The organism is Halomonas sp. KM007 (assembly GCF_050709225.1).
Lineage (GTDB): Bacteria > Pseudomonadota > Gammaproteobacteria > Pseudomonadales > Halomonadaceae > Vreelandella > Vreelandella hamiltonii.
This window is the reverse complement of the sequence record NZ_CP136131.1, coordinates 1646082-1669360: the sequence shown is the minus strand read 5'-3', so window position 1 is coordinate 1669360 and position 23279 is coordinate 1646082. Positions and strand designations below refer to the sequence as shown.

General features: G+C 61.2%; 22 protein-coding genes, 4 tRNA genes and 1 pseudogene. 15 read left to right on the top strand and 12 right to left on the bottom strand.

The window, feature by feature from the left end; all coding sequences use genetic code 11:
- Positions 1-114 precede the first annotated feature (114 nt).
- From phrB to RVM27_RS07785, 4 genes are all read right to left on the bottom strand, one after another.
- A complete protein-coding gene (gene phrB, locus RVM27_RS07800; RefSeq protein WP_498957685.1) occupies positions 115-1527 on the bottom strand; it encodes a cryptochrome/photolyase family protein in 1413 nt (470 codons plus the stop codon).
- 30 nt (positions 1528-1557) lie between these two features.
- On the bottom strand, positions 1558-2478 hold the full coding sequence (locus tag RVM27_RS07795; RefSeq protein ID WP_186299159.1) for a MerR family transcriptional regulator: 921 nt from the start codon (positions 2476-2478) through the stop codon (positions 1558-1560).
- 239 nt (positions 2479-2717) lie between these two features.
- Positions 2718-3335 (bottom strand): NAD(P)/FAD-dependent oxidoreductase, encoded by a 618-nt coding sequence (locus RVM27_RS07790; RefSeq protein WP_498957684.1) that lies wholly within the window; start codon positions 3333-3335, stop codon positions 2718-2720.
- On the bottom strand, positions 3311-3796 hold the full coding sequence (locus RVM27_RS07785; protein WP_498957683.1) for an NAD(P)/FAD-dependent oxidoreductase: 486 nt from the start codon (positions 3794-3796) through the stop codon (positions 3311-3313). Before RVM27_RS07785 ends, RVM27_RS07790 begins: the two co-directional genes overlap by 25 nt.
- 200 nt (positions 3797-3996) lie before the next feature.
- On the opposite strand from RVM27_RS07785, the gene RVM27_RS07780 reads away from it, so the two are divergent.
- The gene (locus RVM27_RS07780) at positions 3997-4899 is read left to right on the top strand and encodes a TIGR01777 family oxidoreductase (RefSeq protein WP_039180721.1); all 903 of its coding nucleotides are present in this window, start codon (positions 3997-3999) and stop codon (positions 4897-4899) included.
- A 30-nt stretch (positions 4900-4929) separates the two neighbouring features.
- Here RVM27_RS07780 and rapA read toward each other — a convergent pair whose 3' ends face one another.
- Both rapA and RVM27_RS07770 read right to left on the bottom strand, forming a co-directional pair.
- Entirely contained in the window at positions 4930-7875 is a 2946-nt protein-coding gene (gene rapA / locus RVM27_RS07775) for an RNA polymerase-associated protein RapA (protein WP_498957682.1), read from the bottom strand.
- 115 nt (positions 7876-7990) lie between these two features.
- Entirely contained in the window at positions 7991-8794 is an 804-nt protein-coding gene (locus RVM27_RS07770) for a redoxin family protein (protein WP_498957681.1), read from the bottom strand.
- Between the two features lie 67 nt (positions 8795-8861).
- Between RVM27_RS07770 and RVM27_RS07765 the strand changes: the two genes are divergently transcribed.
- On the top strand, positions 8862-9110 hold the full coding sequence (locus RVM27_RS07765; RefSeq protein ID WP_287808222.1) for a hypothetical protein: 249 nt from the start codon (positions 8862-8864) through the stop codon (positions 9108-9110).
- Between the two features lie 97 nt (positions 9111-9207).
- Positions 9208-10416: an ABC transporter substrate-binding protein gene (locus RVM27_RS07760; RefSeq protein ID WP_498957680.1), complete on the top strand. Its 1209-nt coding sequence runs from the start codon at positions 9208-9210 to the stop codon at positions 10414-10416.
- A gap of 125 nt (positions 10417-10541) precedes the next feature.
- Here RVM27_RS07760 and RVM27_RS07755 read toward each other — a convergent pair whose 3' ends face one another.
- The 6 genes and pseudogenes from RVM27_RS07755 to typA all read right to left on the bottom strand — a co-directional run bounded on the left by RVM27_RS07755 (position 10542) and on the right by typA (position 16874).
- Entirely contained in the window at positions 10542-11867 is a 1326-nt protein-coding gene (locus tag RVM27_RS07755; protein WP_498957679.1) for a branched-chain amino acid ABC transporter permease, read from the bottom strand.
- A complete protein-coding gene (locus RVM27_RS07750) occupies positions 11864-12871 on the bottom strand; it encodes a branched-chain amino acid ABC transporter permease (RefSeq protein ID WP_498957678.1) in 1008 nt (335 codons plus the stop codon). The genes RVM27_RS07755 and RVM27_RS07750 overlap by 4 nt, the downstream gene beginning before the upstream one ends.
- Before the next feature lie 16 nt (positions 12872-12887).
- Positions 12888-13616, bottom strand: coding sequence for an ABC transporter ATP-binding protein (locus tag RVM27_RS07745; RefSeq protein ID WP_498957677.1), 729 nt, complete (start codon positions 13614-13616; stop codon positions 12888-12890).
- Positions 13617-13716: 100 nt separating this feature from the next.
- Positions 13717-14487 (bottom strand): ABC transporter ATP-binding protein, encoded by a 771-nt coding sequence (locus RVM27_RS07740; RefSeq protein WP_096923354.1) that lies wholly within the window; start codon positions 14485-14487, stop codon positions 13717-13719.
- A 180-nt stretch (positions 14488-14667) separates the two neighbouring features.
- A pseudogene (locus RVM27_RS07735) lies at positions 14668-14797 on the bottom strand (hypothetical protein); the annotation flags it as partial.
- 250 nt (positions 14798-15047) lie between these two features.
- Complete coding sequence (gene typA, locus RVM27_RS07730) at positions 15048-16874, bottom strand: GTP-binding protein TypA/BipA (protein WP_498957676.1); 1827 nt, start codon at positions 16872-16874, stop codon at positions 15048-15050.
- 163 nt (positions 16875-17037) lie between these two features.
- Between typA and RVM27_RS07725 the strand changes: the two genes are divergently transcribed.
- The 12 genes from RVM27_RS07725 (at position 17038) to rplL (ending at position 23126) form a co-directional block, all read left to right on the top strand.
- Positions 17038-18021 carry a bifunctional biotin--[acetyl-CoA-carboxylase] ligase/biotin operon repressor BirA gene (locus RVM27_RS07725; protein ID WP_498957675.1) on the top strand — a complete coding sequence of 328 codons (984 nt, stop codon included), beginning with the start codon at positions 17038-17040 and terminating at the stop codon, positions 18019-18021.
- Entirely contained in the window at positions 18018-18857 is an 840-nt protein-coding gene (locus RVM27_RS07720) for a type III pantothenate kinase (protein WP_039180687.1), read from the top strand. The genes RVM27_RS07725 and RVM27_RS07720 overlap by 4 nt, the downstream gene beginning before the upstream one ends.
- A 150-nt stretch (positions 18858-19007) precedes the next feature.
- Positions 19008-19091 (top strand) — tRNA-Tyr (locus RVM27_RS07715).
- A gap of 105 nt (positions 19092-19196) precedes the next feature.
- Positions 19197-19270 (top strand) — tRNA-Gly (locus RVM27_RS07710).
- Between the two features lie 14 nt (positions 19271-19284).
- Positions 19285-19359 (top strand) — tRNA-Thr (locus RVM27_RS07705).
- A 143-nt stretch (positions 19360-19502) separates the two neighbouring features.
- Positions 19503-19578: transfer RNA gene (locus tag RVM27_RS07700), tRNA-Trp, on the top strand.
- A 71-nt stretch (positions 19579-19649) separates the two neighbouring features.
- Positions 19650-20033 (top strand): preprotein translocase subunit SecE, encoded by a 384-nt coding sequence (secE, locus tag RVM27_RS07695; protein WP_189462968.1) that lies wholly within the window; start codon positions 19650-19652, stop codon positions 20031-20033.
- Between the two features lie 8 nt (positions 20034-20041).
- Positions 20042-20575, top strand: coding sequence for a transcription termination/antitermination protein NusG (gene nusG, locus RVM27_RS07690; RefSeq protein WP_287808232.1), 534 nt, complete (start codon positions 20042-20044; stop codon positions 20573-20575).
- 120 nt (positions 20576-20695) lie between these two features.
- A complete protein-coding gene (gene rplK, locus RVM27_RS07685; RefSeq protein WP_287808234.1) occupies positions 20696-21127 on the top strand; it encodes a 50S ribosomal protein L11 in 432 nt (143 codons plus the stop codon).
- A 2-nt stretch (positions 21128-21129) separates the two neighbouring features.
- Positions 21130-21822, top strand: a complete 693-nt coding sequence (rplA, locus tag RVM27_RS07680; RefSeq protein WP_287808235.1) for a 50S ribosomal protein L1 — start codon at positions 21130-21132, stop codon at positions 21820-21822.
- Positions 21823-22148: 326 nt separating this feature from the next.
- A complete protein-coding gene (rplJ, locus tag RVM27_RS07675) occupies positions 22149-22655 on the top strand; it encodes a 50S ribosomal protein L10 (RefSeq protein WP_016915767.1) in 507 nt (168 codons plus the stop codon).
- A 102-nt stretch (positions 22656-22757) separates the two neighbouring features.
- The gene (rplL, locus tag RVM27_RS07670) at positions 22758-23126 is read left to right on the top strand and encodes a 50S ribosomal protein L7/L12 (protein WP_016915768.1); all 369 of its coding nucleotides are present in this window, start codon (positions 22758-22760) and stop codon (positions 23124-23126) included.
- The last annotated feature ends 153 nt before the right edge of the window (positions 23127-23279 follow it).

Below are 23279 nucleotides of genomic sequence, written 5' to 3'. Positions count from 1 at the left end.
GGGTCTTCACGAACCCTGGGTGGATGATGAATTCCTTGTTGAGTAACGGTGCCACGTGAGGGGACAGCGATGTCGGCGGCGAGAGCCGCCGACAGAGGCAAGTGTTTATCTAGCCTACTTCGATAAGGCCTTGAAGGCGTCCAGGGCACGTTGACGGGCTGCCTTGTGGTCGACGATGGGGGAGGGGTAGTCCACCGGGTTCAGCATGTCCTGTGGTGGCGCATGACGCGCCTTGGCGGGCAAGGAAGCCAGTTCTGGTAGCCAGTGGGTGATGAAGGCGCCTTCAGGGTCGAAACGCGTCGACTGGGTGGTAGGGTTGAAGATGCGAAAGTACGGGGCTGCGTCCGTACCCGTGGAGGCCGCCCACTGCCAGCCACCGTTGTTGGCGCAAAATTCGCCATCTACCAGATGGCGCATGAAGAACGCTTCTCCCCGCCGCCAGTCGATCAGCAGATGCTTGCTCAAGAACATGGCGGTGATCATGCGCAGTCGGTTGTGCATCCAGCCGGTCGTCACCAATTGGCGCATGGCCGCATCCACGATGGGGTAGCCGGTACGCCCTTCGCACCATGCCGCAAACCCCTCATCGTCATCACGCCAGGCCAGATCGCGGGTGTGCTCCTGAAAGGGTTGATAGCGGCATACCTGCGGAAAGCCCACCGCGACATGCTGGTAGAACTCCCGCCAGATCAGTTCGTTCACCCAGGTCGTGAGTCCGGCATCCCCGTCTGCCAGGTGGCCGTCGTTTTCGCTCATCACGGCTTGCAGGCACTGGCGATGAGAGATCATGCCCAGCGCCAGATAAGGGGAAAGTCCACTGGTGCCACTGACGCCAGGGAAGTCGCGCTGTTGCTGGTAGTAGCGGCCCCGGAAGCGCAAAAAGCGCTCCAGGTGATCGCTGGCCGCGTTTTCGCCCGCAGGCCATTGGCGGCCATCCACGGGGGAGTCCTCGAGCTCGGGGAGGGCGGGCAGTGGATCACTGGGCAGATCCAGAGGCGACTGCGCCTGAGGCGTATCGCGTAGTGCCAGCTGCTCCTGAGTTATCTGCTTGTGCCACGCCTTGGCGAAGGGGGTGAACACGCCATAGTAATCGCCCTTGCCGGTGAGCAGGCTGCCTGGCGCAAAGGCAATGGCATCGTGGTGGCCCTGTGCCGTCATGCCCGCGTGTTTGAAGGCTTTCAGGACGGCCTGGTCACGGCGCTGTTCGTTCAGCGGGTACTCGTAATTGAAGTGCAGCTGCTGAACGCCGTGTTTCTGAGCCAGCGCGAGCAGTACGCTGGGTGCGTCATCGAAACTGTCGATATCCCGATGCAGCAGCGGGATATTGAGACCGCTCAAGGACTCCTTGAGGGAATGCACACCGCGTGCCCAGAAATCGAGCTTGTTGGTGCCATGCCCATGGGCACGCCACTGTTCGATACTGCGCAAGAAGACAGCGACCACCGGGCCTTTGGCGGCGGCCGCCGCCAAGGCGGAGTTATCGTGAACACGCAGGTCGCTGCGTAGCCAAACCAACTGCAGATCCATGTGCACTCCCGTGGCGTGGCCTGTCGGGCGCTAGAGAATGCCTGATTCGCGTAGCAGCGGGCGCAAACGCGCCACGGCTTGAGGCAGGTCATCGCCCAGCATGTGTACCGGGCCGTCGCGCAGCTCTGTTTCACGCAGTCGGGCGACTTCACCGCACACGCCGATCGGTACGCCCAAACGCTCGGCCGCCTTGGGCAGGTCGACCCGAATGTAGTGGTCGTTTTCGCGCTGACCGCTGGAGAGCAGCACCATGGAAGAGTGCAAGCGCGACACCGCCTGGGGCAGATCTTCCAGCGCCAGCGAATGGTCGAGCAGCTGTACACGGTAGCCCTGTTCGCTGGCCATCAGCGCACACATCAACACCCACAGGGGGCCTGGGTCGTCGGGCATGGCGGTCAGCAGCAGCAGCGGGCCGCGGGTAGCCTGGTTGGCATAGTGCAGGCGAATGCCCACTTGGCTGCGCAGGAAGGACTCGAAGGTGCGCCGCACCAGGTCGTCCGGCTGAGCGGCCCATTTGGCTTCCAGGCTCAAGATGACCGGTTGCCAGAGCTCGTTGATGGCCACGCTGAGCGGGTAGAGCGCCAGACTTTGGTGGTACAGCGCCTCGAGCCGCGGCAGGTCGACCGCCTCGATGATGGCTTGCAGCTGCTGCCGCTGGCTGGCCCAGTCGCCGGCATCCGGCGCGGGGGTTTCCACGGTTTCCGGCTGGTCCAGCAGGTCGGCGACCTGACTGACCGGCACGCCACGGTTCAGCCATTGCAGAATACGCTCGATGCGACTGATGTCATCCTGTGCGTAAAGCCGGTGTCCTTTGGGAGTACGTTGCGGACGAATCAAGCCGTAGCGTCGCTCCCAGGCGCGCAGGGTGACCGAGTTCACACCCGTCAGACGGGAAACTTCCCGAATCGGATAGAGCGGGGTATCGGGTGGGTGGGTCGCCTTGTTGCTCATGGGCGCCATTGCCTCTTGGTTGCCTGCAACAGGTATTGCAGGGGTCTGTCTGTAATTGCCGTGGCGGTAGTTCGGTGCCGGGTCGGCGGTATGCCACTCATTCGGGGCGTGTCGCTACGTCGATGAGCCGATAATCGCTGAGATAGCGTCACGCTATTATAGGCACCTTTGTACAACTTGTGGCGGCTAGGTACAACCTCTGTGGCTTCCATGCTCCTGTACTCCTGTCGTGATATTCATTAGACCGACCGGCCTATTAAGGCCCTGCCCAGCCCATTGCCGGATAACCAGGCATCCTCGACGCGGCTGCCTTTCCAGCTATCGCCGCATAGCGCGATGTCCTGCTGGCTGTATAGGTATCCCTGCGCTTCCGGCTCTTCAGCTTGGGCGTACCGCCAGCGATGGGCGCCCAGCTCTATCAATTCGGGAATCGATGCCGCAGGAACGGGCAAGCATTCCAGAAAGGCCTCTAGCAGCTGCTGGGCCGCGTCCTCTGGCGTCAGCTCGATATGCGCGTCGCTCCAGTCCAGTTGAGCAAGGAGGCTCAGGCTTTCCGGCTGTTCTTCACGCCCCGGCTTGGTGTGGTTTCGGGAGACGAGGCGTAGTTTGGGGTGCTGCGCATGCAGGCTTTGCCAGTGTTCGGCAATGCCCGACGGCGTGGGTAGCGGCGCCGCAAAAATGGCCCAGGCGGCCCAGCAAGCGCGCTGTGGGAGAGCCTCGCAGGCGGCGCTCAGCTCGGGAGCCCATTGGCCGATCAGCTCGCTGGCCTGGGGCGGTGGCGCCGTGATCACGACGCGGCTGAAGGCCCCATGATGGTTTCCTGCAGCGTCTTTCAAATGCCATGCGCCATCCGCCATCCGCCACCCGCTTCGAGCGCGACGATACGCGGTTCCGAAAGGAGGGCCGTGTGTGCATGAAGAGCGATGGCGTCTATCAGATACCGAGTCAGCGCACTCATGCGCGGAGCCCCGGTATAACGCAACTGGCCGTCATCGTGTGTTTGCCAACCGGATGCACTAGCCTGATAAGTGCACGTCGGCCAAGAGGCCACGCAGCCTGCGTGCTGCCACTGGGTGAGCTGTTGGGCGAAGTCGGCATCGCGCACGGTAAATGCCTGAGCGCCCAGATCAAGCGTCGCCGCTGGGCGGCCCTTGCTGGACATGCGGCCGCCCGGCCCTCGCGCCTTGTCGAACAGGCTGACCGTCACGCCGTGCTGTGCCAACAGATGAGCACAGGCGAGCCCTGCCATACCTGCGCCGATGATGGCCACGGCGTCACGCGAGGTAAGAGCAGGGGGAGCGAAAATAGATTCAGGCATGGCGGCTCACGGAAGCGATGACGTGTCGAAAGATAATTCTATTGTAGCAGTTGTGTATAGATATCGTACAATTTAAAAAGTTGCAATACGGATGGTCGACTCGCCCGCTGCACACAGCGACGGCGTTTTGCCATAGGTGATGGATAGATCATGGATAGGTGATGGAGTGCAGGGGCTATCCAGCTTCAGGAGGGAGTACCATGCGAGTACTGATTACCGGCGGTAGCGGGTTCGTGGGACAGCGTCTGTGCCCACAGCTGATTGCTCAAGGGCACGACGTGCAGGTGGTGTCGCGCACGCCCCACAAGGTACGCGGAAAGCTGCCCCCCGAGTGTGATATCCGCGACAGCGCGCAGGCATTTATCGATACGCCCCCCGATGCGCTGGTGAACCTGGCAGGGGAGTCGATAGCCGCCAAACGTTGGAGCGCCGAGCAAAAGGAGCGGCTGATTCGCTCGCGGGTCGACAGCACCCAGCAGCTGGTGGCGCTGTGCGAGCAGTTGGCGGCCAACGGTCAGCCGCTGCCTGCGGTCCTGGTCAGTGGCTCGGCCATGGGGTATTACGGCGATCAGGGCAGCAAGGTCGTGGATGAGGCTACTCAGCCCCACGATGAGTTTGCCCATCGGCTGTGTGCCCAGTGGGAAGCCGCTGCCAAGCCGGTGGAAGCTTTGGGGGTTCGGTTGGCCATTCTGCGCATAGGCCTGGTGCTTGCGGCAGGCGGCGGCACCCTGCAAAAAATGGTGCCGCCTTTCAAGCTAGGGCTGGGTGGGCGATTCGGCGATGGTCAGCAGTTCATGCCCTGGGTTCATCGAGACGACCTGGTAGCCGCCATCATCTTCTTGATCAACGGGTCTGGTCTGTCGGGTGCTTTCAACGGCAGTGCACCGCATCCGGTGACCAACGCCGAGTTCACCCAGACGCTGGCCAAGCAACTGCATCGTCCCGCCATTTTCCCGGTACCTGCCTTCGTGCTGAAGGCGGGCTTCGGCGAGATGTCACAGCTGCTGTTGACCGGCGCGGACATGCGACCGGCACGACTGCTCGAGGAGGGATTCAGCTTTCAATACCCGACGCTACCGAAAGCGCTGGCGGCCATTTTCTAGCCGCCAGCAAGCCGCTGGTCTAGGCGTTCGCTAGGCGTTCGGGTCCACGGTGATGATGACCCGCACCGAGTCGAGCCGCAGGCGAGTGTTTTCGATGGCATCGCTGAGCGCCTGACGCTCCTGCTTGAGGGCTTCCAGCTCCTCGCTGCGCACCGCCGGGTTGTGCTCTGCCAGCGCCGTCAGGCGGGCCAGCTCGGCATCCAGCTGAGCACGCATGCGCGTTTCGGCGGCTTCCACGATGCTGGGCAGCTCCCGCTCGGCCTCGCTCTCCCCTTGGGTCAGCAGGTCACGCAGCTGGTCATGACGGCTCTTGATCAGGTCACGGGCCAGCGACTTGTTGACCTTCTGCAGATTTTTGCCCAGTCCGGTAAAGGAGATCTTGCTGGTCAGATTGGCACCGGACTCATCCAGCAGCACCCGAACGGCGGTGGGGGGCAAAAAGCGGTTCAGGTGCAGCGATTTGGGTGCCGGGCAGTGGGTGCGGAACACCAGTTCCGCCATTAAGCGCCCGCTGGGGATCGCCGGATGGCGCAGCAGCGCCAGGGCGGTATTACCCATGGTGCCATCCAGAATGCGGCCCATCATCTCGCGCAGCAGCGGGTGCTCCCAGGAGAGGCGTTGCACGTCATCCCGCGCCAGGGCCTGGCCACGGCTATAGGTAGCAGAGAAACCCTCTTCCCCTTTGACCAGCCCCGGCAGTCCGTCCAGCATGTGCTGGCTGGGCTGCAGGTGCAGCAGGCCATTGCCAATTTCCTGGCTATCGACCCCAAAGACATCCAGCGCACGCTCCACGTAGCGGGGCAGTGCCGGGTCTTCATCCAGCTCACGTACCGCGTCGATGACCTGTTGCGCCTGGGTCGGGCGGCAGGCGTTCAGCTCCAGCAACCGGTTGCGGCCCGCGTCGCGCTCGGCCAGTTTGGCGGTGAACATTGCGTGGGTTTCGTCGATGATCTCGGTGAGCGCTTCATCGTCGAGCAGCGCATCGGCCAGCGCGTCGCCAAAGGCGTCGAACAGGTCGCTGCCAATGCCGTGGGGGGCGCTGAAAGCGGCCATGCCTTCGTCGTACCAGCGCTGTAGCCGTTCCCCCGGGCTGCCGATGAAGCTGGGCACGTGCAGCTCGATGGCGTGGCGTTGGCCAATCCGGTCGAGGCGGCCAATCCGCTGCTCCAGCTGGTCCGGGTGCTGGGGCATGTCGAACATCACCAGATGACGACAGAGCTGGAAGTTGCGGCCTTCGGAACCGATCTCGGAGCACACCAGCACCTGGCAGCCATCTTCCTCGTCGGCGAAGGCGGCGGCGGCGCGGTCGCGCTCCACCAGCGACAGCCCTTCGTGGAAGACCGGCGCCTGGTAGCCGCCCAGCACACGCAGGCCTTCGGCCAGCCCTTCGGCGGTCTCGCGGTGGTGGGCAATGACCAGCACCTTGTCGTTGGCAAAACCGTTTTCGCTGTCGTCGCTGAGCTTTTCCAGCAGCCAGTTGACCCGGGGGTCGATATGCCACCAGGGTTCACCGTTCAGCGGATCATTGCTCAGCTCGCGGTACATGGCATCCGGGTAGATCAGTACGTCCGGGTGGTCCATGCCGGTTTCGATGAGCAGCTCGTCCAGATAGTCCTCGTCGCGCTCCAGGCGGCGCAGTACTCGGCGATAGGCGGAGGGCAACTCCAGCTTGGTCAGGTGCAGCCGCCGCTCCGGGAAGCCGCCCACGTGGCGTCGGCTGTTGCGGAACATGACGCGCCCGGTGCCGTGACGGTCGAGCAGCGCATCGCGCAGTTGGGCACGGGCCGCGTCCTGCTGTTCAGAGCTGGCCTCGGCGTTGCACAGCGTCGCCAGCAGGGCCTGGCTGTCGCGGTCGTCGGCGATGGTGGCCACGCGCTCACGGGCGCTGGGTGTCTGGGGCAGTTCCTCCAGTGCATCGATGGCGCTGGCCACGGCGACGTAGTGCTGCTCTTCGTCCTTGAAGCGCTCGATGTCGTGGTAGCGCTCCGGGTCCAGCAGGCGTAGCCGCGCAAAGTGGCTCTCCTGGCCCATCTGCTCGGGGGTGGCGGTGAGCAGCAGCAGGCCGGGGATCTCGGCGGCCAGCTGCTCCACGCACAGGTAGCCGGGGCCGCTGGTCTCCGGGTGCCAATCCAGGTGATGCGCTTCGTCGACGATCAGCAGGTCGAAGCGGCTGGCCAGGGCCTGTTCCTGACGGTGACGATTGGCAAACAGCCAGCCCTGGCTGGCCAGCACCAGCTGGGCGCTCTCGAACGGATTGGCGCTGCCGTGGGCCTGGCTCTGGTGCTCGTCGAGCAGCGTGACGCTCAGCGAGAAGCGGCGCAACAGCTCCACCAGCCACTGGTGGGTCAGGCTGTCGGGCACCAGAATCAGCGCGCGCTCTACGCGGCCTGCCAACAGCAGGCGGTGGAGGATCAAGCCTGCTTCAATGGTCTTGCCAAGCCCCACTTCATCGGCCAGCAGCACCCTGGGGGCGTGGCGGCGTGCGACTTCGTCGGCGATATAGAGCTGGTGGGGAATCAGGTCGATGCGCGGCCCGGCAAACCCCAGGGCGCTGTGCTGTTCGATACGCTGAAAGTGGTGCAGGGTACGAAAACGCAGGTCGAACCAGTCGTTGCGGTCCACCTGGCCGGTCAGCAAGCGGTCACGGGCCTGGTCGAACTGCATGGTGTCGGCCAGGCGTGCTTCGGGCAGTTCGCGCAGGTTGCCGTCGCTGTCCTCACCGATATAGGTGATCAGGCCACGGCTCTCTTTGCTGTCGTCCACGATCATCTGCCAGCCGTCGGCTGACAGGACGCGGTCACCGCTGCCGAACATGACTCGGGTGAGGGGCGCCTGGCGGGTGTTGTAGGTGCGGGTTTCCTGGCTGGCACTGAACAAGATGGTAACGCTACGGGCGTCGCAGTTGAGCACGGTGCCAAGCCCAAGCTCGGCCTCACCGTCGCTAATCCAGCGCTGGCCGGGAGAAAAATCGCTCATGATGCCTCGAGGAAGTCGTCAAAATCGGGTCGCTCGCCACCGGGAATGGGCCTCGGTGGCAGACAGGGCGGGGGATTCTAACGCAAAGCAGCGAGGGGATTAAGGGCTATCATGGTCAATCGTTCAGCCAGCGCTCCAGGTGAGCGCGGGTGAGTTCACCGACGTGCACGTCCAGTGTTCGTCCCTGGGCGTCGAACAGTACGGTCGTGGGCAGGCCGGGGGCTGCGAATTCGGCCATCAGCAGCTGCCGAGGGTCGCGTAGTGCATGACGAAACACCAGCTGCTGTTCATCCAGGTAGCGCACGATGGGCAACAGGTCTTCGCCCTGGTTGACCACCACCACGCTGACCCCCTCCATCTGGTCTGCGGCTTCCAGCAACGGCATTTCGCGGAGGCAGGGCGGGCACCAGGTGGCCCACAGGTTGACCATCAGCAGGTCACCTTGCGCATCGAGGGAGGCCAGGTTCACCGGGTTGCCGTCCAGGTCTTCCAGGGTAATGTCCGGCACGGACGCCACCGCAAAGGAGGGCCCCAGCGGCGCCAGGGTGACCAGAACCAGCCAGAGGCTGGCGGCACCTACGGTCATGACCAGGCCGCCGAGCATGGCCAGCAGCCGTTCACGCAGTGCCCAGGCGGTCCATACAAGGCCCGCCACCATGCCGCCAAGGGCATTGAAACCTGGCTGCCACAGCTTGAGGGCATCCAGCGGCGCCTGACTGTAGCTCTCCCAGTGTAGAATGACGAACACGGCACGAGCGCCGAGCAACCATACCAGCAGCAAGCCGTTGAACCAGCGCGTGTGCTGCTGGGCACTCAGCCCCAGCAGGTAGCGGCTGCTCACCAGCAGCATGAGCGCCACACCCAGGGCGTAGAGGCGTGGCGTCGAGATCAGCAGTGGGCCAAGTGCAATGGCATTCATCAGTTTGTCCGTTAAGCAGTTACACTGATTCACCATATCATGCATGCAACACATCACGGAGAGGTCGATGTCGCAAACTTCCTTTGACCGCCTGCGCGCCCTGGCAATTGGCTCTCAGGCGCTGGGGCTAACGCTCATTATCACCTTGGAGACCGTGATGGGTGACGCCGCGCGGCCCTGGCAGGGGGGCGTGCTGGCCGCCATGGTGGCGTGTGCACTGGTCATTGCGCTGGTGCGTATGTACCGCAACAAGCGCCGCCAGAAGCGCTTGGCAGAGCGACTAGACGCGTCGGCGTCAGAAAACCACAAGCGTTAGAAGCCGTTGCTTGTGTTTTTGGCGCGACGGTTCCAGATTAAGGGGAGCCCTGCGCTGGACAGTCGGGGCACTTAACACACTGGGAGCGACAAACAATATGATTAATAAGCGCGCATTAACCATTGCCGTAGCGGCTTCATCACTTGCCTTAACCGGGATGGCCCAGGCGGAAGTCAAAGTGGGCTTCCTGGGCGGCTTTACCGGGGGGATCGAAAGCCTGACGCCGCCTATTTTCGAGGGGGCCAAGCTCGCCGTTGCCCAGATCAACGAACAGGGGGGCGTGCTGGGCGGCCAGACGCTGGTCATGCCGTCAGGGGATACGACCTGCTCGGATGCATCGGCCGCGTCCAACGCCGCCGACCGTATGGTCAATACTGAAAACGTCACCGCCATCGTGGGGGCGCTGTGCACCGGGGCCACGATTGCTGCGGCCAATAACGCGGCCATTCCCGGCGGTGTGCTGATGGTGTCTCCGGCCTCCACCGCGCCTGCGGTGTCCGAGCTGAACGATAACGACCTGGTGTTCCGTACCGTGCCGTCCGACGCTTTCCAGGGCGAGATGCTGGCCAAGCTGTTGCTGGACAAGGGCATCGACTATGTCGCCGTCACGTTCGTGAACAACGACTATGGCCGTGGCCTTTCTGACGCCTTCAGTGCCGCCTTCACGGCGGGCGGTGGCGAAGTAGCCGAAAACCTGGCCCACGAAGACAACCGTGCCGACTACCGCTCCGAGCTGGGCTCCCTCTCCGCCAGTGGCGCCGACACCCTGGTCGTGCTGGCCTATGCCGACACCTCTGGCCAGACCGTACTGCGTCAAGCCTATGAGAGCGGCATGTTCACCCAGTACGTGGGTGCCGACGGCATGGTAGGCGACAGCCTGGTGCAGGCGATTGGTGCCGATGTCCTCGACGGCATGATCGCCACGCGCCCCGGCAGCCCCGAACTGCCCGGCACGGAGCTGTTCAATAGCGCCGCCGAAGCGGCGGGCATTGACCCCAGCGCGGTATTTGCCGCCCAGGCATACGATGCCGCTTTCCTGATTGCCCTGGCTATCGAGCAGAACGGCAGCGCCGAGCGTGAAGGATTGTCGGAAGCGCTGCGCAGCGTTTCCAGCGCGCCGGGTGAAGTGATTCTGCCGGGCGAATGGGAAAAAGCGGTGGCGCTGATTGCCGAAGGCACCGAGATCAACTACGAAGGCGCTTCCGGCTCCCATGAGTTCGATGAGAACGGCGATGTGCCCGGCGTGGTGGTCGAAATGGTGGTCGAGAACGGCACCTTCACCATCAAGGGGTTGGTAGAGCCATAACCCCGGCACAGTACTGGTCAACTGACCGCCCACAAATGAATGCCCGGCCATGATTGGCCGGGCATTTTGCATTGTGGTGAGTGTTAGTGTGGTGAGTGTTAGTGGGGTAAGCGTTACGGGGCGTGTTATCCGTGGGTCTTGATCTTCTCGGGCAGCAGTCCCTTGGGGGCAAAGCGCAGTACCAGGGTGATCAGCATGCCAATCACCAGCACCCTGGCCTGGAGGGCTCGGCTGTCCATGTTGCCCGGTGCCTCCCAGCCAAAGGCGCTTTCGCCCAGCGAGACGAACAGCTGCATCAAGAACAGCGCCAGCGGTTCCGACATGATCCAGATGATATAGACCGCCACGGCACCAAAGATCGTGCCCAGGTTATTGCCCGGGCCGCCCAGGATCACCATCACCAGCACCAGGAAGGTGTGGTTGAGGGGCAGGTAGCCTTGCGGGTCGAACAGGCTGTTGAAGGTGCCCAGCATGCCGCCCCCCAGGCCCATCAGAATGCAGCCCAGCACGAAAATCTCCAGGCGGCGCTTGTTGATGTCCTTGCCCATGGCCGATGACGAGACTTCGTTGTCACGGATGGCGCGAATCATGCGCCCCCAGGGCGCGTGGTAGGCGCGATGGAGCAGGAAGAAGATGACCGCGATGACCACCGCCGTGAGCGATAGATACACCGCGCGTGCCAGCGTAAAGCCCAGCTCGGCGGGGCCAGGGGTTGGCCAGGGGAGCGGAGACACCGTGGCCGTGCCCCGGGTGAGCCAGTCGGAGTTCTTCAGAAACGCCTTGATGATTTCTGCAATGCCCAGCGTGGCAATGGCAAGGTAGTCGCTGCGCAGGCCCAGGCAGACATGGCCGATCAGGTAGCCCACGCCGCCTGCCAGGGCACCGCCGACGATCCAGCCGACCCAGGCTGGCAGGCCGAAACCGCCGACGAAACCTGCCTGGGATTGAATCTGGCTGGTGACATCGCGCAGCAGGCTGATGACCACCAGGTAGAGCACCACGGCCAGCACCACGGCCAGCACGGTACGCAGTTTTTTCGGCACGCCCAGGCGGTCGAGACGCGTGGCGCCCAGCACCACCACGAAAGCCGCCAGGCCGTAGAGCAACACGCGACCGAGTTCGCCGGGCAGCTCGCTGCCCCAGAAAGCATCGTTGACCGGCACACTGAACAGCATGGCGCAGAAGCCACCCAGCGCCACGAAGCCCATGACGCCCGCATTGAACTGGCCCGCGTACCCCCACTGAATGGTCAGGCCCAGCGCCAGGATGGCATAGCAGGCGGCTTCGACCAGCATGCGGGTGCTGTAAGCGGCTCCCATGATGGCATAGACCGCCAGAATGGCCGCAAGCAGCGCGCCGAACAGCACCAGCTCACGCATCGGGAACCGGCGTTTGGGCGTAGCATCCTGCGGCGTGTAGTCGGGGTTGCGCAGCTTCGATGAAGGGTTCATTGGATCACCTTGCCTTTAAACAGACCGGTGGGACGCCATACGAGAATGGCCACGAGGATAAAGAAGGGCACCACGATCTTGTACTCCGTGCTGACGAACGCCAGGTTCGACGGCAGCTCCAACCACGCGGGCAAGCTGTCGCGGAAGGGCCGTAACAGTACGTTCCAGTTGAAGACGGCCAGGGTCTCGGCAAAGCCCACCACGAACCCACCGGCAATGGCGCCGTAAGGGTGCCCCACGCCGCCCACGATGGCCGCTGCAAAGATCGGCAGCAGCAGGAAGAAGCTCAGGTCCGGCTTGAAGGTGACATCCAGCGACAGCAGCGTACCGGCGATGGCCGCCAGGCCCCCGGCAATCACCCAGGTCACCGCCACGATGGTGTTGGTATTGATGCCCGACGCCTGGGCCAGCTCCGGGTTGTCCGACATGGCGCGCATGGCCTTGCCCAGCCGTGAGCGGTTCAGGAAGACATGCAGCGCGATGACGGCCACCAGCGTGATCACGAACAGGTAAATCTGTGGCTCGGTGATCACGATGGGGGCACGCACCCCTTCGAAGGGCAGGGCAATGCGAAAGATCTCCTTGCGATCATCCACGTAAAGGCTTTGGCTACTGGTACCGGCAAACAGGCGGATCAGCCCCTGCAGCATCAGGGTCACCCCTAGGGAGCCAATCACCATGACGATGGGCTTGACGCCGTGGGCACGCAGTGGCTTGTAGAAGGCCTTGTCGATGCCCACCGCCAGCAGCGCGGTCAAGAGTATGGCCAGGGGCAGCATGACCAGTGCGGTCGGCACGCCTATGCTGGGGCCGACCGCCGGGAAAGCGGTGGTCAGCAGCAGCACCATGAAGGCACCGAAGGTCATCATGTCGGCGTGGGCAAAGTGCGCAAAGCGCATGATGCTGAAGATCAGCGTGACGCCAATGGCCCCGATGGCATAGATCGAGCCTGTCACGCTGCCCGCGATCACCACGTTATTGATAAAAAAGACCAGTTCGTTCACAGGTTTCTCCCCCGGGCTAGCCGCCCAAAAAGCTTTTTGCGACATCCGGGTCGGCCAGCAGCGCAGCCCCTGTGTCCGTGAAGCGGTTCTGCCCGGCGGCCAGCACAAAGCCCTTGTCGGCAATGGCCAGCGCCTGCTTGGCGTTCTGTTCGACCATCAAGATGCCAACGCCTGCGGCATTGATCTTTTTCACGCGGTCAAAGATTTCGTTCATGTAGAGTGGCGACAACCCTGCCGTGGGTTCGTCCAGCAGCAGCAGGCTGGGCTCTGCCATCAGGGCACGGCCCATGGCCACCATCTGACGCTGGCCGCCCGACAGCTCCCCCGCCGGCTGATGGCGTTTCTCCACCAGCGGCGGGAAGAAGTCGTATACCTGATCCAGCATGCGCTTGACGTTGTTGGGCTTCAGGTAGGCCCCCATCTCCAGGTTTTCCTTCACCGTCAGGCTGGGGAATACGTTCTTCTCCTGAGGCACGAAGCCCATGCCACGCTCCACCCGCTGATTCGGGGGCAGGTTGTGGATCGGCTCACCGTTGAGCAGTATTTCGCCCTGATTGACGTTGAGCAGGCCAAACACCGCCTTGAGCATGGTCGATTTGCCTGCGCCGTTGGGGCCGACGATCACGCCGACCTCATCGGCATACAGGGTCATGTCGACCCCGTTGAGGATATTCATGCTGCCATAGCCGCCGTGCACATGGCGCGCTTCGAGCAGCGGCTGGGGAGTTGCGGGGGTAGAGGACATAAGGTGTCTCAGCAAACGTCGCGCAGTGTTTCTGTCACGATCATGTTGTTATCTCCATGCGCTGCCAGGCAGTGACATGGCGGTAGTGGGGTGCCGTGCGCTACGCGGCATCGGTGCCGAAATAAGCCTCGATCACGGCAGGGTTGTTCTGTATGTCCTTGATATGACCCTCGACCATGACGCTGCCTTGCGCCAGTACGATGACCGGATCACACAGGCGAGAGATCATGTCCATATCATGCTCGATGACCAGGAAGGTGTAACCCATCTCACGGTTGAGGCGCTCGATGTTGCCCATCAGGTCGCCCAGCAGAGTGCGGTTGACGCCGGCGGCAATCTCGTCGAGCAGCACTACCTTGGCATCGGTCATCATGGTGCGGCCCAGTTCCAGCAGTTTCTTCTGGCCACCAGAGAGGTTGCCCGCCAGCTCATTGCGCACGTGGTGCAGGCCCACGAAGTCGATGACTTCCAGCGCTCGCTGGCGCACCTCGGCCTCCTGCTGGCGCACCAGGCCCGGTTTGAACCAGGTGTTGAACAGGCTTTCCCCTGCCTGATGGGGGGGCACCATCATGAGATTTTCCAACGCGCTCATCTGGCTGAATTCGTGGGCGATCTGAAAGGTGCGCAGCAGTCCCTTGTGAAAGCGCTGGTCGGCGCTGAGGGAGGTAATGTCTTCACCTTCCAGCAGGATACGGCCGCTGTCCGGCGTGAGCGCCCCGGCGATCAGGTTGAAAAGGGTCGACTTGCCTGCCCCGTTGGGGCCAATCATGCCGGTGATCGAGCCCTTCTCCACGCGTATGGAGCAGTCGTTGATGACGTGTAACCCACCGAATGCCTTGTTGACATGTTGTACTTCGATAAGGGGGTGCATGGTGTCCTCGGCAGGCAGGCGGCCAGGTCCGCCTGCTATCGCATGTTATTGTTGAAACCCAAGGTGTTGCGTTGGTCGGTGTCTAGCCTTTGGCCTGGCGCAGCCGCTGGCTGGCGGCAAAGGCTCTGACGATAATCAGCGTGCCCAGCGGCATGAAGATGTTGGTCAACCGCTCGATGAAATCGAAGGCGCCGCCGCCGTTTTCACCGGTGAGGTAGGGGAAGCGCCACAGGTTGCCCAGGCCAACGGCAGAGCCCACTACTGCCAACAAGCAGGTACCCTTGTGCGTCCAGACGTTATGACCGCTCATGTGAAGGAGTGTCCATGGTAGTGGTGTCGGATGGGGGTAGGTATCCAAACACTTGTATGAATTGTAGCGTCACAGCGCCCCGAGGGCGTCAACGATTGCGTTACTGTGCGATAGAATGGCGACGCTTTCCAGCACGCTAGCGTTTAGGTTGCGTTAATGATGATATTTGTTGTCCGCCCAGCACAGTCGACCATGGGCTGAGGTAGCAAAAAGCCCGCACAGTGGCGGGCTTTCCATGGCAGCGATCCGTTTACTTCTTGCTGGAACGCTTGCGCTCGTTCTCTTTCAGCAGCTTCTTGCGCAGACGGATGAAGGTCGGCGTCACTTCGACCAGCTCGTCGGAGTCGAGGAACTCGATGGCCTGTTCCAGCGTGAACTTCACCGGCGGTGTCAGCACGATGTTTTCATCGTTGCCTGACGCGCGCATGTTATCCAGCTTCTTGCCCTTGGTGGGGTTGACCACCAGGTCGTTGGCGCGGCTGTGGATACCGACCAGCATGCCTTCGTACACTTCGGTACCGTGGTCGATGATCAGTTTGCCGCGCTCTTGCAGTGTATACAGAGCGTAGGCCAGCGCCTTGCCATCCACCATGGAGACCATGACGCCGTTACGACGCTCGATGGCGGCATCGGGCTTCAGCGGGCCGTAGTGGTCGAAGCGGCTGGTCAGGATGCCGGTGCCCGACGTCAAGGTCAGGAACTGGCCACGGAAACCGATCAAGCCACGTGCCGGGATCATGAAGTCGAGACGCACACGGCCCTTGCCATCCGGGTTCATGTTGGTCAGCTCGCCCTTGCGGTAGCCCAGCTCTTCCATGATCGAGCCCTGATGCTGCTCTTCACAGTCGATGATGACCTCTTCGTAGGGCTCCTGCTTGATGCCGTCGATCTCCTTGATGATGACCTCGGGACGACCAACGGCCAGCTCGAAGCCTTCACGACGCATGGTTTCGATCAGCACCGACAGGTGCAGCTCGCCACGCCCGGAGACCTTGAACTTCTCGGGCGTTTCGCCCTGCTCGACGCGCAGCGCCACGTTGTGGATCAGCTCCTGGTCCAGGCGATCCTTGATGTTGCGGCTGGTGACGAACTTGCCATCCTTGCCTGCGAACGGCGAATCGTTGACCTGGAAGGTCATCGAGACGGTGGGCTCGTCTACGGACAGCGGCGGCAGCGCATCGACGGCGCTCGGGTCACACAGGGTGTCCGAGATGGACAGCTCTTCGATACCGGTGATGCACACGATATCGCCAGCGGTGGCTTCGGTGGTCTGCACGCGCTCGAGGCCCATGTGAGTCATGACCTGACCGATCTTGCCCTTGCGCACCTTGCCATCCACGCCGATCACCGAGATCTGCTGGTTGGGCTTCACGGAACCGCGTTTGATGCGGCCCAGGCCGATGACGCCGACGTAGCTGTTGTAGTCCAGGGCAGAAATCTGCATCTGGAAGGGGCCATCCACTTCGACTTTCGGCGGCTCGACGATATCGACGATAGCCTGGAACATCGGGTCCATGTTCTCGGCCAGCTCTTCCGGATCCATGCCCGCAATGCCGTTCAGGGCCGAGCAGTAGATGATCGGGAAGTCGAGCTGGTCGTCGGTGGCACCCAGGTTGTCGAACAGATCGAAGATCTGGTCGATGACCCAGTCGGGACGCGCGCCGGGGCGGTCGATCTTGTTGACCACCACGATGGGCTTGAGGCCCTGCGAGAAGGCTTTCTGGGTCACGAAGCGAGTTTGTGGCATCGGGCCGTCCACGGCGTCGACCAGCAGCAGCACAGAGTCCACCATGGACATGACGCGCTCTACTTCACCGCCGAAGTCGGCGTGCCCAGGGGTGTCCACGATGTTGATGTGGTAATCCTTGCCATTGCTATCTTGCCACTGAATAGCCGTATTCTTGGCCAGGATGGTGATGCCGCGCTCTCTCTCCTGGTCATTGGAGTCCATGACTCGCTCCTGACCCTCGGCCTTGCGGTCGAGCGTTCCGGACTGGCTTAACAGTTTGTCTACCAAGGTAGTTTTACCGTGGTCAACGTGGGCAATAATGGCAATGTTGCGAAGATTCTCGATCACGACGCGATCCTGCTGGAAAAATAGGGCGGCATTATAGGGTCTGGGTACGGTCCACTACCAGCGCTGTCTTAAATAAAGCACCAAGTCAATAACCTAAACGCGGCAGTTTTCGCCTTCATGACGGTTCCGTTAAGATAGGCGTTTTCCCAGTTGGGGCAGGCACATGACCATCGGTAACCTGATGCGTTTGTTGAGCGATGGCGAGGTTCATTCCGGTGAACAGTTAGGGGAGGCGTTAGGCGTTTCCCGAGCCGCCGTGTGGAAACAGTTGAAGAAACTCGAAGCGCTGGGCGTCGAGCTGGTCGCCGTCAAAGGGCGAGGCTATCGCCTGGCTTACCCGCTCGAGCCGTTGGATGGCGCGCGTATCGTCGAACGGCTACCTGCGGATGCCCGCCACCTGCTGGCGCGCCTGTTCGTCGAAGACCAGCTGCCTTCCAGCAACGAGTACCTGCGTGAGCGGTTTTCACAGGGTGCAGGCCACGGTGAAGTGTGTTTCGTCGAGCTGCAGACGGCAGGGCGAGGCCGACGAGGTCGCGTCTGGTCGACGCCTTGGGGGCAGAGCCTGATGGTATCCATGGGCTGGCGCTTCGAGTCCGGCGTCAATGCTCTGGAGGGGCTGAGTCTGGCGGTGGGCGTCGTGGTCTCTCAAGTGCTCGAACAGTATGGCGTGGCGCCCAAGCTGAAGTGGCCCAACGACGTGCTGCTGGCCGAACAAGGGGACGAGCTTGGCAAGCTCGCGGGTATTCTGATCGAAGTGACGGGGGATGCCGCAGGCCCCTGTGAAGTAGTGATCGGCATTGGCATGAACTTGATGCTGCCCGATAGCCTGCGAGCGACCATCGACCAGCCGGTGGCCGCATTGTTCGATGCGCAGCCCGGAATCTCGCGCAACCAGCTGGCGGCGGACATGGTATCGGGGTTGCTGAGCATGCTGGCAGGATTCGAAACCAGCGGATTTGCACCCTGGCTCGATGCCTGGAACCAGCGCCATGCCTATTCTGGGCTGCCCATCCGGGTCATTCAGGGGGAGCGCACCAGCGACGCCGTTGCAGGCGATGTCGATGAAAGTGGTAACCTGTGGGTTACTGAAAACGGTCACTCGCGACGCCTGTCGGGCGGTGAGATCAGCGTACGTAGGCGTCTATGATTCTGGATTTGGATATCGGCAACACGCTGTCGAAGTGGCGTCTCAAGGATTCCGAAAGCAGCGAGATCCGTTCCCGTGGGGCCGTATGGACCCGGGAGGAGTGGCGTCCAGGGGCAGACATTCCTGACCTGGGCGTCGTGGAAGCCGTACGTATTTCCAGCGTGGCCAGGGCTGCTGTGCTGGAAGAAACCGTCGCCCTGCTGCGCCGTCAGGTGCGGCAGGTTCATGTGGCGCGCTCGACGCCCGAAGCGCTGGGCGTCGTCAATGGGTATGAGGAGCCTGGCCGCCTGGGCGTAGACCGTTGGATGGGGGCGTTGGCAGGTTACCAGCTGGCCGGTGGCTGCTGTGCGGTGGATTGCGGCAGTGCCATTACCATCGACTTCGTGTTGCCGGGCGGTGTGCATCTGGGGGGCTTCATCATTCCAGGTTTGCGATTGATGAAAGAGAGCCTCAAGCTGGGCACTCGCAATGTGGCCATCGACCCCGACAGCGAGGCCGACGCGCTGCTGGAGCCGGGCAGGCGTACGGTGGATGCTGTCAACCATGGCATCTACATGGCGGCGGTCAGTGCCATCAATCGTATTTACAGTGAAGTATGCGATCAGCAGGGGGTGGCGCTGCCCATGCTGCTGACCGGAGGAGATGCGCGCGTGGTGTCGCGCGGGGTCCAGGTGCCCCATGCCGTCTGGCCCGACATGGTATATGGCGGTCTCGAAGCCACATTTCCGCTGACCTTTGCCGAGCGCGCAGGCAAGATGTCGGGAGCGCCGCGGGTGCCGGAGCCGGTTTCGTTGGAAAAAATTCGCGCGGGGCTTGCATTTTCCATGCTGCTTTGACAGAATGCAGCGCGTTCCAAAGCAGATGCAGTCAAGACGAATGGCTTGCAAAGCTGATTGATTCAATCGGCAAGCAAGTGAAAGCCTCGAAAATAAAGAGCTTTTGGCTTGACACTGTTTTGAGGGCTGGCATAATATGCCGCCACAGATGGAGAGGTTCCCGAGTGGCCAAAGGGAGCAGACTGTAAATCTGCCGCGAAAGCTTCGAAGGTTCGAATCCTTCCCTCTCCACCAGATTGTACGGGCGCTGAGCTGTCAGTGCCTGTGAATGAAAAGCCGGTAAGCGGGCATTAGCTACTGTTTCTCGTGCAGCGGATTGTCATTCTTTAGGCAAGTTCGGCGGGCGTAGTTCAATGGTAGAACCTCAGCCTTCCAAGCTGATGGTGCGGGTTCGATTCCCGCCGCCCGCTCCAGTTTGATGTGTTTGGCTCATGTAGCTCAGGGGTAGAGCACACCCTTGGTAAGGGTGAGGTCGACGGTTCAATTCCGTCCATGAGCTCCATATTGCGAAGAAAGCGAGCGATGCTCGCTTTTTTTGTCTTCGCCCACGGCAGTGGGTGTGGTGTAAGGGTTGTCAGGCGGAAAAATCTCCGCTATCATGGCGCCCGCTCTTGCGCAGGTAATAAATTGCGCATTTGACGATACAGGCCAGTAGCTCAATTGGCAGAGCAGCGGTCTCCAAAACCGCAGGTTGGGGGTTCGATTCCCTCCTGGCCTGCCAATCTTCCCCAGGTTGGCAAGTCTTTCTAGAATTCCTTTGTCGCTCGCTGCACCCTTAGGAGTCTCGTTTTTATGAAGCCTAGTTCCGTAAAACATGGCGATGAGGTGCAACAGACGCGCCATGACGGGCTCAAGTGGGCGGCGGCTGTGGCGCTGCTTGTTGTTGCAGTCGTTGGTAATACCTATTTCACCGATATTGGCCTGCTCTATCGTGTCCTGGGTGTCGTTGTGCTGTGTGCGTTGGCAGGATTGATTGCGCTGACCACCGCCAAGGGTCGCGACCTGATCGAGCTTGCTGTCAGCGCCAAGAAAGAGATTCAGCGCGTTGTATGGCCAACCCGTCCTGAAACCATTCAAACGACCGCCATCGTGCTGGTGGCTGTGCTGGTGGTAGGGTTGATGCTGTGGTTGATTGACACTCTTCTTGGCTGGGCGATGTCCGGCGTTATTGGTTAGGAGTTTTCATGTCCAAACGTTGGTACGTCGTCCACGCTTATTCCGGCTTTGAAAAGCATGTCATGCGCTCGCTGATCGAGCGTGTGAAAATGTATGGCATGGAAGATCGCTTTGGCGAAATCCTGGTGCCGACGGAAGAAGTGGTCGAAATGCGTGACGGCAAGCGCCGCAAGAGTGAGCGCAAGTTTTATCCTGGCTATGTGCTGGTCGAGATGGAGATGGCCGACGAAACCTGGCATCTGGTGAATGAAACGCCGCGTGTCATGGGGTTCATCGGTGGCACCAAAGAGAAGCCGGCGCCCATCACCAGTCGCGAAGCCGAAGCCATCCTTCGTCGTGTGAAGGACGGCACCGACAAGCCGCGTCCCAAGACCATGTTCGAGCCGGGTCAGTCCGTGCGTGTCATCGATGGTCCGTTTGCCGATTTCAATGGTGTCGTTGAAGAGGTGAACTACGACAAGAGCCGTCTGCAGGTCAGCGTGCTGATCTTCGGCCGCGCGACACCTGTAGAGCTAGAGTTCTCTCAGGTAGAAAAAGAGTAATTTCAAATTGTTGCAGGATGGTGCCGTGGGTGCCATCCTGGATTCATGTAAAGCAGCCCCGCGCTGCTTTACGCGTACCGGGGAGCCGCCAGGCGTTATCACCCAATTGGAGTAATTATCATGGCCAAGAAAGTACAGGCTTATATCAAACTGCAGGTTGCTGCAGGTAAAGCCAACCCGAGTCCGCCCGTAGGCCCCGCGCTGGGTCAGCACGGCGTGAATATCATGGAATTCTGTAAGGCGTTCAACGCTGCGACTCAAGAGATTGAGCCGGGCCTGCCGACGCCTGTCGTGATCACTGTCTACTCTGACCGTAGCTTCACGTTCGTCACCAAGACGCCGCCGGCCGCCGTACTGCTGAAAAAAGCAGCGGGCATCAAGTCCGGTTCTGGTGAGCCGAACAAGAAGAAGGTTGGCAGCGTGACACGTGCACAGCTGGAAGAGATCGCCAAGACCAAAGAGCCTGACATGACGGCTGCTGATCTTGAAGCCGCAGTGCGTACCATCGCTGGTAGCGCTCGCAGCATGGGCTTAAACGTGGAGGGTCTCTAATCATGGCTAAACTGTCCAAGCGCGCCAAGATGATTCGCGAGAAAGTAGACAGCAGCAAGGCTTACTCTCTGGAAGAAGCCGTTGCCCTGCTTTCTGAGCTGTCAACCGTGAAGTTCAAAGAGTCTCTGGACGTTGCGATCAACCTGGGTGTCGATCCGCGTAAATCCGACCAGGTCGTTCGTGGCGCTACCGTCATGCCTAACGGCACCGGTAAAGACGTTCGCGTAGCTGTGTTCACTCAGGGTGCCAACGCCGATGCGGCTAAAGAAGCCGGCGCTGACATCGTGGGCATGGAAGAGCTGGCCGAGCAGGTCAAGAAAGGCGTGATGGATTTCGACGTCGTCATCGCTTCTCCGGATGCCATGCGCGTTGTCGGTCAGCTGGGCCAGATCCTCGGTCCGCGCGGCCTGATGCCGAACCCGAAGGTCGGTACCGTGACGCCTGACGTGGCCACTGCGGTCAAGAATGCCAAAGCGGGCCAGGTGCGTTTCCGTACCGACAAGAACGGCATCATCCACACTACGCTGGGCAAGGTCGATTTTGACGTGACCGCCGTTCAGGGTAACCTGGAAGCACTGGTAGCTGACCTGAAGAAGCTCAAGCCGAGCTCTTCCAAAGGCATCTACTTCAAGAAATTCACCCTGTCCACTACCATGGGCCCGGGTTTGACTATCGACCACTCCTCGCTGGTATAAGCGAGTCGAGGATAGTCCCGCTGGCGGCATGAGCGAAATCTCGTGTTGCCGGCGGCTGGAACCGAGCAAGAACTTTGCGGTCCCTCGCTGAGCTTTATGCCAGATGAGGCACCGTCAAAGACCGCAGGTGCCGCCGCTTTTCTGAAGCGGCGGCTTAATCGCCCTAAAGCGCCTGCGCAGATGGTGTGGCCGCCAGTTGGTTAACGCTTTTAGCAACCGCTTTCTGGTGAGCACCATCCCCTAAGGCTTCCTGTGCCGCTGTTGGGCCTGGAAGAGATGGTAACCTCCGGAACCTTGACGGGTTTCGGCACGAAGGAGTGATCACTGTGCCACTAGCACTTGAAGGCAAGAAAGCGATTGTTGCCGAGGTCAGTGAAGCGGCCAAGGGCGCACTCTCCGTCGTAGTTGCCGATTCTCGCGGCGTCACGGTCGGTAAAATGACCGATCTGCGCAAGCAGGCGCGTGAGAATGGTGTAGAGCTGCGTGTTGTTCGTAACACGCTGGCTCGCCGCGCACTCGAAGGCACCCAGTGGGAGTGCCTGAACGAGAGCTTCGTTGGTCCTACTCTGCTGGCTTTCTCCACTGAGCATCCGGGCGCTGCCGCTCGTCTGTTCAAGGAGTTTGCCAAAACCGAGCAGAACTTCGAAGTCAAAGCGTTGGCCTACGAAGGTGAGCTGATTCCGGCTGCTGACATCGATCGTCTGGCAACCCTGCCGACTTACGACGAGGCAATTGCCAAGTTGATGTCGGTCATGAAAGAAGCCTCCGCTGGCAAGCTGGTTCGTACCCTGGCCGCCCTGCGCGACCAGAAGCAAGAAGCCGAAGCTGCCTAAGCAGCGTTTCTTGCGGGCCGCGTTATTGACACGCAGTCTGAACCTGCAATAAATCCCGAGTTCTCGGTTGTCCGAGACTCCCGCAAAGTTAGGAATGGAACAATGGCACTGACCAAAGACGATATCATCAATGCTGTAGCCGACATGTCCGTCATGGAAGTTGTCGAGCTGATCGAAGCGATGGAAGAGAAATTCGGCGTTTCTGCTGCTGCAGCCGTTATGGCTGGTCCGGCTGCTGCTGGCGAAGCTGCTGAAGAGCAGACCGAATTCGACCTGGTACTGGCGTCTGCTGGTGACAAGAAAGTTAACGTCATCAAAGCCGTTCGTGAAATCACCGGTCTTGGCCTGAAAGAAGCCAAAGGCGCTGTTGACGGCGCTCCGGCGACCATCAAAGAAGCGATGTCCAAGGACGACGCTGAAGCTGCCAAGAAGAAGCTGGAAGAAGCTGGCGCAACCGTCGAGCTCAAGTAATCCTTGTGCTGATGGCTTTACGCGCTGCGTAAGCTTCCACGGCTGGCGGCGGGCTATCCCGCTGCCGGCCTTTTTCTGTTGTAATATGCTGCCGTGCAGCGAAACGACAGAGCCGCTGCGGTAAAAAGCAGCACAATAGCAGGACCGTTGTTG

Excerpts from the sequence above, each read along its gene's own strand:
- RVM27_RS07760 (WP_498957680.1), top strand. The coding sequence starts at position 9,208 with ATGATTAATAAGCGCGCATTAACCATTGCCGTAGCGGCTTCATCACTT.
- RVM27_RS07725 (WP_498957675.1), top strand. The coding sequence starts at position 17,038 with ATGACCATCGGTAACCTGATGCGTTTGTTGAGCGATGGCGAGGTTCAT.
- rplK (WP_287808234.1), top strand. The coding sequence starts at position 20,696 with ATGGCCAAGAAAGTACAGGCTTATATCAAACTGCAGGTTGCTGCAGGT.
- secE (WP_189462968.1), top strand. The coding sequence starts at position 19,650 with ATGAAGCCTAGTTCCGTAAAACATGGCGATGAGGTGCAACAGACGCGC.
- phrB (WP_498957685.1), bottom strand. The coding sequence starts at position 1,527 with ATGGATCTGCAGTTGGTTTGGCTACGCAGCGACCTGCGTGTTCACGAT.
- RVM27_RS07720 (WP_039180687.1), top strand. The coding sequence starts at position 18,018 with ATGATTCTGGATTTGGATATCGGCAACACGCTGTCGAAGTGGCGTCTC.
- RVM27_RS07790 (WP_498957684.1), bottom strand. The coding sequence starts at position 3,335 with ATGGCGGATGGCGCATGGCATTTGAAAGACGCTGCAGGAAACCATCAT.
- nusG (WP_287808232.1), top strand. The coding sequence starts at position 20,042 with ATGTCCAAACGTTGGTACGTCGTCCACGCTTATTCCGGCTTTGAAAAG.
- RVM27_RS07780 (WP_039180721.1), top strand. The coding sequence starts at position 3,997 with ATGCGAGTACTGATTACCGGCGGTAGCGGGTTCGTGGGACAGCGTCTG.
- rapA (WP_498957682.1), bottom strand. The coding sequence starts at position 7,875 with ATGAGCGATTTTTCTCCCGGCCAGCGCTGGATTAGCGACGGTGAGGCC.
- RVM27_RS07795 (WP_186299159.1), bottom strand. The coding sequence starts at position 2,478 with ATGAGCAACAAGGCGACCCACCCACCCGATACCCCGCTCTATCCGATT.
- RVM27_RS07755 (WP_498957679.1), bottom strand. The coding sequence starts at position 11,867 with ATGAACCCTTCATCGAAGCTGCGCAACCCCGACTACACGCCGCAGGAT.
- RVM27_RS07740 (WP_096923354.1), bottom strand. The coding sequence starts at position 14,487 with ATGCACCCCCTTATCGAAGTACAACATGTCAACAAGGCATTCGGTGGG.
- RVM27_RS07770 (WP_498957681.1), bottom strand. The coding sequence starts at position 8,794 with ATGAATGCCATTGCACTTGGCCCACTGCTGATCTCGACGCCACGCCTC.
- rplA (WP_287808235.1), top strand. The coding sequence starts at position 21,130 with ATGGCTAAACTGTCCAAGCGCGCCAAGATGATTCGCGAGAAAGTAGAC.
- RVM27_RS07745 (WP_498957677.1), bottom strand. The coding sequence starts at position 13,616 with ATGTCCTCTACCCCCGCAACTCCCCAGCCGCTGCTCGAAGCGCGCCAT.
- RVM27_RS07785 (WP_498957683.1), bottom strand. The coding sequence starts at position 3,796 with ATGCCTGAATCTATTTTCGCTCCCCCTGCTCTTACCTCGCGTGACGCC.
- RVM27_RS07765 (WP_287808222.1), top strand. The coding sequence starts at position 8,862 with ATGTCGCAAACTTCCTTTGACCGCCTGCGCGCCCTGGCAATTGGCTCT.
- rplL (WP_016915768.1), top strand. The coding sequence starts at position 22,758 with ATGGCACTGACCAAAGACGATATCATCAATGCTGTAGCCGACATGTCC.